General features: G+C 55.2%; 5 protein-coding genes, 1 tRNA gene and 1 pseudogene. 5 read left to right on the top strand and 2 right to left on the bottom strand.

Annotated features, from left to right (window positions below; all coding sequences use genetic code 11):
• Positions 1–1,230 precede the first annotated feature (1,230 nt).
• The 3 genes from QZL63_RS05300 (at position 1,231) to QZL63_RS05290 (ending at position 3,806) form a co-directional block, all read left to right on the top strand.
• Positions 1,231–1,317: transfer RNA gene (locus QZL63_RS05300), tRNA-Ser, on the top strand.
• A gap of 281 nt (positions 1,318–1,598) precedes the next feature.
• Positions 1,599–2,717 (top strand): site-specific integrase, encoded by a 1,119-nt coding sequence (locus tag QZL63_RS05295; RefSeq protein WP_022308288.1) that lies wholly within the window; start codon positions 1,599–1,601, stop codon positions 2,715–2,717.
• A 618-nt stretch (positions 2,718–3,335) separates the two neighbouring features.
• Entirely contained in the window at positions 3,336–3,806 is a 471-nt protein-coding gene (locus QZL63_RS05290) for a DNA-processing protein DprA (protein WP_022308287.1), read from the top strand.
• A gap of 26 nt (positions 3,807–3,832) precedes the next feature.
• On the opposite strand, the pseudogene QZL63_RS05285 reads toward QZL63_RS05290, so the two are convergent.
• A pseudogene (locus QZL63_RS05285) lies at positions 3,833–4,732 on the bottom strand (IS5 family transposase).
• A gap of 64 nt (positions 4,733–4,796) precedes the next feature.
• Between QZL63_RS05285 and QZL63_RS05280 the strand changes: the two are divergent.
• Both QZL63_RS05280 and pgtP read left to right on the top strand, forming a co-directional pair.
• A complete protein-coding gene (locus QZL63_RS05280; RefSeq protein ID WP_022308284.1) occupies positions 4,797–5,564 on the top strand; it encodes a glycerophosphodiester phosphodiesterase family protein in 768 nt (255 codons plus the stop codon).
• A 39-nt stretch (positions 5,565–5,603) separates the two neighbouring features.
• Positions 5,604–6,992, top strand: a complete 1,389-nt coding sequence (gene pgtP, locus QZL63_RS05275; protein WP_022308283.1) for a phosphoglycerate transporter protein PgtP — start codon at positions 5,604–5,606, stop codon at positions 6,990–6,992.
• A gap of 149 nt (positions 6,993–7,141) precedes the next feature.
• On the opposite strand, the gene QZL63_RS05270 is transcribed toward pgtP, so the two are convergent.
• The gene (locus QZL63_RS05270; RefSeq protein ID WP_206665668.1) at positions 7,142–7,765 is read right to left on the bottom strand and encodes a transposase; all 624 of its coding nucleotides are present in this window, start codon (positions 7,763–7,765) and stop codon (positions 7,142–7,144) included.
• Positions 7,766–7,868 lie beyond the last annotated feature (103 nt).

Here is a 7,868-nt window from a genome sequence, read left to right as displayed (position 1 = left end):
TGTTGTTCGTACGCCCGCCACTGTTATAGTAGACCCGTGAGGAGCCGCTGCCGGTCGCACCGCCGCGCGTTCCGGAGAGTGCCGGACGATAGCGGCTGCCGCCCGACGAGAAGGCCGGCAGGTAGCGCGATCCGCCTGCGGTGCCGGTACGTCCGAAGCGATAGTTCGGACGCGGCGCCCAATGGTGCCCATGCCCCCAGGCCGGGCCCCAGTAGGGATGGTGATGCCAACCGGGCCCCCAGCCCCAGCCGGGTCCCCACCAGGGATCGTACCACGGGCTGTACCACCCTGCGTACCAGGGCCGGTACCAGGCGTTCCAGCCGAAGCTCCAGCCCCAGCTGCCGATCGAGAACGACGGCCCCCACGGCCAGCTCCAGCCGTAATACCACGGATCGAGCAGCACGACCGAAGTCCCCCACGATCCGAACATCGAAGTGATGTACTTGGGCTCGACCCACACCTCGTCACCCATGACGATGACGTTGTAGAAAGCCGGATCGTAGGCCGAGGCATAGGTGAAGGCCGAACTGTAGCGGGCATTGATGTAGCTCGAAGGCATCCGGTAGGTCGGCGACTCGAAGCCCCGCAGGCGGCGCGCATAGGCGCTCTCGTAGTCATCGGCCAGGATGCTCTGGTAAGGATTCGAATCGGCACTCCGGTATTCGTAGTAGTCATTTTCTGCCGCAGCGGCCTGGGCCTCGGCGATCCGGGCCTCCCACTCGGCTCTGCGCGCCTCGGCTTCAGCCTTCTTGGCTTCGGCCTCGGCCTGCTGTTTGCGTGCGATCTGCGCGCGGTCGTGCTGAACATACAGGTCGTCGCCGGCATACCCCGACGCGGCGTAATATGCCGACGAGCAGCTTGCGAGACCCGCAGCCGCGACGACGGCGGCAATCCATAATCTCAACTCTTTCATGGCTCACTCGTTGTTTGCGTTAGCTCTGTTCATGAACAGAACGAAAACCGTACCGGTTTTAGTATCGGCTCTCACCCATATAAACGGGTGCGGAGGGGAAATACTGCGCCGCACCGGCAAGCGGCCAAAACCCCGGATACAAAGATAGGAATTAAATCAGGCAAAGAGCGGAAAACGGAGCCGTCCGAAGAAAAAAATCAAAAAAACCGAAAATTTCCTGCAAAAAATAGTAGTTTCCGAAAAATATGTCTATATTTGCAGTCCCAAAACGAAAGTTTCGGGGAGGGGGAAAGCCGAAAAGCAACCCCGCAACACAAGGAGAGATGCCGGAGTGGTCGATCGGGCCGCACTCGAAATGCGGTGTACGGGCAACTGTACCGGGGGTTCGAATCCCTCTCTCTCCGCAAAGGGGGTTTGACAAAAAACCCATGATCCCTGTAAGTAGCTCACTTACAGGTATTTTTATTTTTCAGGGTCGGACAAATCCCCGTATTTTTATTTCTCAGGGTCGGACAAATCCCCCCCCCCCTTGCGGAAGCTCTTCGGCAGGCAATTCGGTGGCATGACCATCCGCCCCGGATTCTGCCACCATCAAAAGGTTCTTATTCGCTGATTCACTGCGTTTTGCATACTCCAAATTTGCACACGGTGGCGTAAATTTACAACCCGTTAACACATGGAGTATATGAATCGACAAAAAAGTACTTTTCGGATCTCGTTCTACGTGCGTCGGACGAGGCCCAACAAGCACGGGGAGGTCCCCGTGTGCGTCCGCATCACGGTCAACGGCCAGCGCGCCGACACCACCATCCGCAAGAGCATCCTCCCCGATCAGTGGGACGCCATCCGCGGCCAGGCTTCGCCCCGCACCACGCTCGGCAAGGCCATCAACCTCTACATCGACACCGTGCGGGCCCGCATCATCCGCATCCACCGCGACCTGGAGATGGACGAGCAGCCCTTCACGGCCCAGCAGGTGCTGGACCTCTACCTCGGCCGCAAGACCTCGAACCGCCACACGCTCTTCGAGCTCTTCCGCGAGCACAACGACAAATGCCACCAACTGGTGGGCATCGATCTGGCCGCTGCCACCGCCGAGCGCTACGAGACCTGCATGAAGCTCACGCAGGAGTTCATGCGCCATACCTACCACCGCGACGACCTCTATCTGGACGAGGTCGACCGCCGTTTCGTCGAGGAGTTCGAGTTCTACCTGAAGCCCCACCGCGGCTGCTGCCACAACACGGCGACGAAGTACCTCAAGAACTTCAAGAAGATCACCCGCATCGCGCTGGCCCGCGAGTGGATGCAGCGCGACCCCTTCGCCGAGATCCGCTTCTCGCTGCAGCCCGTCAAGCGCGAGATGCCCGAAAAGGCGGAGATCGAGCGGCTGATGCACAAGGAGATCGACATCCCGCGTCTGGCCCAGACGCGCGACCTCTTCATCTTCTGCTGCTTCACGGGGCTCGCTTTCTCGGACATCAAGCAGCTCGCCCCCGAACACATCGTCACCGACATGCAGGGCCACCGCTGGATCCGCAAACCGCGCCAAAAGACCGGCAACATGTGCAACATCCCGCTGCTGGAGATCCCCGCGCGGATTCTGCAGCGCTACCGCACGGATCCCGAGGGCGTGGCGCACAACGTGCTGCTGCCCGTGTCGAGCAACCAGAAGATGAACGCCTACCTGAAGGAGCTGGCCGACATCTGCGGCATCCGCAAGCAGCTGACGACCCATTGCGCAAGGCATTGGCATCAGAAGTACTTGCTGAATGAGAGATATTTACAGAAGTCAGCCGGTTGATAGCTAACGATTTGGAGACAAGCAACATTCTCTGAATCACTCGATTCTGCATAGCCGGAAAGAACGCATCTCGAATGCAAAAATAAGATGTATTCCTGTTTTCGCCAAATTTACACGCTGATTCTGATACTCGCACTCCTTGATTAAGTCGATCTTCAACGGTTCCGTCCCAGAATCAGCACATCTTTATGCCAAGGTCGTTTTTCGACCGGAACTCAATTAATAGTACCCCAAACTCCCGGGAGGATTATATCTGGCTGAAGAAAGAGCCTCCAAGACTCACATGGTAATGAGATTTCACCGCAAAAATCGGCAGCCGTTGGCGGTTTTCCGATTTAATTTCCTATTTTTGTAATTGGTTCCGTGCCTCTGCGGACGGAGCCGGACATATTTACGAACGTTTCGTTACGTTTTCTTTCGCATTCAAACTTCGCAACTTTGACCAATAGAAAGAGATGTAACTGGACGCCTCGTGGACGCATGTATTGTGCCCGCAGGCCTTTGGCTTGCTATGTGCATGATACACGTTTCGCGTGGGCTGTCCGTGTTGCTTATTTCTGTTGGGGGCAGCGAAGGCCTGAATGCGTGGTAAGTCAATGCGGCAACCCACGTTTTTTTATGGCTTTCGATTACGACTACACGGGCAACCTTGCCCTGCTCGACCGCCGGAAGGTCGCCTTCTTCGCCTCGCGCGTCGTTTCACCGGCCGTCGAGGAGCAGACCCTTCGCTGGGCCGAGGCGTGCTGCGCAACCGACCGCGTCGTAATCAGCGGTTTCCAGTCGCCGCTCGAAAAATCCGTCTTTGAACTACTGCTGAAAGCCCGCCACCCGGTGATCTGGGCCCTGGGGCGCACGCTATACACTCGTTATTCGCCTGAAATTCAAACAGCACTTACAGAACAGCGCATTCTAATCTTTGCTGTCCGCAACACGTGCCGCACCAACTGGCAAACAGCACAAACCCGCAACTATTTGATAGCCTCAATGTCCGACGAAAGCGTTTATGCCATGAACATCGATGGTCGCAGCAGTTCGCTTAAAGTATTATACGAGATCGAAAAAAATGAAAAAAATGTACATTCTCTATAAACTGTGAATTTCAACATCGAAGTGATTTAAACTTTTTGTTTTCGTGAAATTTTCTTTAGTAACAAGACCGCGAATGCCAGGTAATTCCAAGATGTCCAGTTGGCAACAGTTGTATCAAACCGGTTCAATAGAGTCCTGAAACTGTCCATCCAAGCGTTGGTCCGTTCGATGGAATACCTTTCAGCATACAGTTCATCATCAACAAAGATGTCATCGGCATTTTCTCTCCGTTTATTGATGCAGATGTTTGCGATGATCTCTTTTTCACACAGGAAACCACGTAAGGCATCGCAATCGAATCCGGCATCGGCATTGAGGAAAAGGCCGTCAACCCGAATATGGGATTTCTCAAGGTCGTTGAACATGTCACCAATGACCTTTTCTATGTCATGTACGTCATGGTGTTCGCCGGATTTCGGAGAAGACATGGCAATCGGAAGTCCTTGCCTGTCTGTTAGGTAGAGTGCGTTGGTCGTCTTCCGTTTCTTCCGCCCTTGGTATCCGACTTCTTCACCGCCACGGAGTGCAGCCGTGTGGCTCCCGTCCAAATCCACGCCGGACATGTCCAACTCATTGCGGTGTTTGTCAAGCAACCTGACCTACATGGATTTCCACTCGCCCGACTTGCTCCATTTGTTGTAATGATGATATACGGCACCATGGCTCAGTACCTTGCCGCTAAACAGGGCTTCCACAGGAAGGAATGCCCATTGACAACCGGTCTTCAACTTGTACAAGATGGCGTTTACAACCTCTATTAGGCAACTTTGAGTGACATAACCACGTTTTGCCTTCGAAAGATGAGGCAATATCTCATTTTTTATCGTATCTTTGTCGAGCATAGTGTACATAGGACTTTCACTATATATGAGTTTGGGCACCCATAATATAAGGAATAATTCTATTTGTATGCTGTGCTTTAACATTTTGATGCAATTTTAAGAGAATGAAATAAGTTTAAATCACTTCATCGATCAAAACTGCACGAACATGAACAGACTGCTCACACTTGCCGCCGCACTGCTCCTGGCCGGAGGCGTCGCAACCGCACAACCCAAAGTCATCGCACACCGCGGCTACTGGACCGCCCCGGGATCGGCCCAAAATTCGCTCACGTCGTTCATCAAGGCCGATTCGGTGGGTGTCTACGGTTCGGAGATCGACGTGTGGCTGACGGGAGACGATCGACTGATCGTCAACCACGACCGCGTCTACAAAGGCACCGACATCGACATGGAGAAGGCCCCGGCCCGCGAGATTACGCAGATCGTACTTCCCAACGGAACAGAGAACATCCCCACCCTGGACGCCTATCTCGAGCTGGTGGCCTCGAAACCCGACACCCGGCTGATCCTCGAGATGAAGTCGCTGTCGGACCTCAACCGCGAGGACCTCGCGGCAGCCAAGATCGTCAAGGCGCTGCGCAAACACGGCGTATTGGAGCGTACCGACATCATCGCCTTCTCGATCAACGCGTGCCTGGCTTTCGAGAAGCTGGTTCCCGACACGAGGATCTACTACCTGAACGGCGACCTGCCGCCCAAAAGCGTCAAGAAACTCGGGCTGTCGGGCATCGACTACTCGATGAAGACCCTGCGAAAACATCCCCAATGGGTGAAACAGGCCCACGACCTGGGGCTCGAGGTCAATGTCTGGACCGTGGATTCGGAAGAGGACATGCAGTATTTCATCGACCTGGGTGTGGATTACATCACGACGGACTATCCCGAACGGCTGCAGGCCCTGCTGAAGAAGTAGGATCCGGCTCGAGAGGCTCCCTTCTGAAACATCCGAACCATGTGGAAATTGCTGCAACCTCCCGCCCATGAGGCGGAAATACCGGCCGAAGAGGCCGATCGGAAATACCGCAAACTGCGGCTGCAGGTCTTCATCGGAATCTTCATCGGCTATGCGGGTTTCTACCTCGTGCGCAAGAACTTCTCGATGGCCATCCCCGAACTGGCCGCCCTGGGGTTCGACACCGGCGAGCTGAGCATCGTCCTCTCGATGAACGCCGTGGCCTATGCCCTGTCGAAGTTCCTCATGGGGAGCGTCTCCGACCGCAGCAATGCCCGCGTCTTCCTGCCGCTGGGGCTGGTGCTCACGGCCGTGTCGATGATCTTCATGATCGTCCCGGTGACGCTGCTGGGTCCCGAACACAAACGGCTCTCCATCGTCATCATGGCCGTGCTGAACTTCCTGGTCGGCTGGTTCAACGGCATGGGCTGGCCTCCGTGCGGACGGGTCATGACCCACTGGTTCTCGCAAAATGAACGCGGCACGAAGATGTCCGTCTGGAACTGCGCCCACAACGTCGGAGGAGCCCTCGTCGGGCCGATGGCCGTCTACGGGGCCATCTGGTTCGGATCGTGGTTCTACGGCAGCCATTCGGGACTCTACTTCCTGATCGGCACCTACCTCTTCCCGGCCGTCGTGGCGCTCTTCATCGCCCTGCTGGCCTACGTGCTGATCCGCGACACACCGCAATCGTGCGGTCTCCCCCCGGTGGAGAAGTGGCGCAACGACTACCCCGCCAACTACAGCGCCAAGCAGGAAGAGGTGCTCTCCACCCGCGAGATCCTCTTCAAATACGTACTGAACAACCGCCTGCTGTGGTTCATCGCCATTGCAAACGCCTTTGTCTATATGGTGCGCTACGGCTGTCTCGACTGGGCCCCGACCTATCTGCGCGAGGCACAGGGCTACGACATCAAACAGGCCGGCTGGGCCTACTTCGCCTATGAGTTCGCGGCCATCCCGGGAACGCTGATCTGCGGATGGATGAGCGACCGCCTCTTCCACGGGCGCCGGGCCCTGCCCACGATCCTCTTCATGGCCGTCGTCGCAGTGTTCATCCTCCTCTATTGGCAATTCTCGTCGAACTACGTCATCGTCACCGTCTCGCTCATCGCCATCGGGTTCTTCATCTACGGGCCGGTGATGCTCATCGGGGTGCAGGCGCTGGATCTCGCCCCGAAAAATGCCGCCGGCACAGCCGCCGGACTGACCGGTTTCTTCGGGTACTTCCTCGGCACGGCCATTCTGGCCAATATCGTGCTGGGCACGGTGGCCGACCGGGCCGGCTGGGACTGGACCTTCGTCCTGCTGATCGGGGCCTGCCTGCTGGCCATCCTCTTCATGGGGCTCACCTGCCGGAAGGAGCCGAAACAGCCCGGCAAACGATAGCCGCCGGCAGCGCCCGCTTCATCTCATACGCCCCCGGAACGCCCGATATTCCGGGGCGTTTTTTTGCCGGAACCCCAATTGACCGGGTAATGATGCCAAAAGTGGTTGGTGTCGTATTGGATCAAATGACCAGAATTGTACGATTCTGGTCATTTGCGTTTCTTAATAATTCCATCATTGCTGTTCAGGAAAAGATACCACTTTACAAAGTCCTTAAAATGTTGTTCCGAGAGTCCGCGATGGATTCTTAAATTATCCTTCAAGTGACCGAAGAACGACTCAATAGAATTTGAAGATTTAGGTACATTAGGGTATCGCGTGTATGAAAACAGATCGGGTATGGCACGCTTGATATGCGAGACACTTCGATGCAGCATCTTATGCGTAAACCACCATCTTCCCGACAGCTCATCTACGGTTTTTTCATTGATAAATGGTTCGTGTCGCCGATACCAGTCAATAAAAGCCCGTATCCATAACTGTGCCTCATCATGTGTTTGTACTCCATTTAACAAGTGCACCAGTTCGAGGAGTTCCTGTGCCGCTACGGTCTGTGGTTTGCGTGTAATCCACGTCTCTATCTCTCGCGCTACATGTACCGTACAACGCTGCAAGATCGCCTCCGGACACACTTCCCGCACCGCTTTTATGATATTGGGAGATCCATCACAGGTGACACTCTCAATTTGAATGCCGACATCGCGTATAGCCGTTAGGTCTGCTTTCAAATCCCGCAGCGTTTCACTCCTGGTTATGCGATAGAGGAGGGTCATCTTGATGTTGTGATCCCGATCACTAGTGTCCGGAGAAAAATTCTCCGACAATGTTTTAATTATTAAACATCAATAAGTTACAAGCATTAGAAAATTTTTCGAT

This window comes from Alistipes sp. CAG:268 (assembly GCA_000434235.1).
GTDB classification, from domain to species: domain Bacteria; phylum Bacteroidota; class Bacteroidia; order Bacteroidales; family Rikenellaceae; genus Alistipes; species Alistipes avistercoris.
This window is presented reverse-complemented; position numbering and strand designations above follow the sequence as displayed.

Coding starts and splice junctions, on each gene's coding strand:
- QZL63_RS05270 (WP_206665668.1), bottom strand. CDS start 7,765: ATGACCCTCCTCTATCGCATAACCAGGAGTGAAACGCTGCGGGATTTG.
- QZL63_RS05280 (WP_022308284.1), top strand. CDS start 4,797: ATGAACAGACTGCTCACACTTGCCGCCGCACTGCTCCTGGCCGGAGGC.
- QZL63_RS05295 (WP_022308288.1), top strand. CDS start 1,599: ATGAATCGACAAAAAAGTACTTTTCGGATCTCGTTCTACGTGCGTCGG.
- pgtP (WP_022308283.1), top strand. CDS start 5,604: ATGTGGAAATTGCTGCAACCTCCCGCCCATGAGGCGGAAATACCGGCC.
- QZL63_RS05290 (WP_022308287.1), top strand. CDS start 3,336: ATGGCTTTCGATTACGACTACACGGGCAACCTTGCCCTGCTCGACCGC.